The 378-nt window shown below is 67.2% G+C and carries 1 protein-coding gene; it reads right to left on the bottom strand.

All coding sequences use genetic code 11. From position 1 onward, the window contains the following. A partial coding sequence (osmE, locus tag P3W75_RS09535; RefSeq protein WP_276227130.1) for an osmotically-inducible lipoprotein OsmE occupies positions 1–329 on the bottom strand: 329 nt, incomplete at its 3' end. Positions 330–378: the final 49 nt, after the last annotated feature.

Here is a 378-nt window from a genome sequence, read left to right as displayed (position 1 = left end):
TGGCGGTCGCGTTCGGAGCAGGTCAGGAAGCCGCTTCCGTCGACCTTGCCCTGGTCGTCGAAGGTTACGTAGTAGGGCTGCTCGCGGCCGTCCTTGCTGAGGATGTAGCTGTTGCAGCTACCGGCCTTGTAGGCGCGCGCATGGGTGCTGGACGGCGTGCCGCCGATGCGCAGGACTTCCTCGCGGCTCATGCCGTCGTGCACGTCGCGCACCAGCGGGGCGTCGCGGTAGGTCACGAGGTTGACCGGGTTCTGCAGTCGCGTGGATTCATGGGAACAGCCCGCGAGCAGGGCCAGGGCGGTGGCGGTGAGCAGGGTTTGCCGGTACATGGGGCCTCCTTGTCGGCACGGACCTGTGGGTGGTCACTGTTCGAGTCGG

This window comes from Pseudomonas citronellolis, from assembly GCF_029335315.1.
GTDB lineage: Bacteria > Pseudomonadota > Gammaproteobacteria > Pseudomonadales > Pseudomonadaceae > Pseudomonas > Pseudomonas citronellolis_A.
The sequence above is the reverse complement of the archived record's forward strand: the minus strand, read 5'-3'. Positions and strand labels throughout refer to the sequence as shown.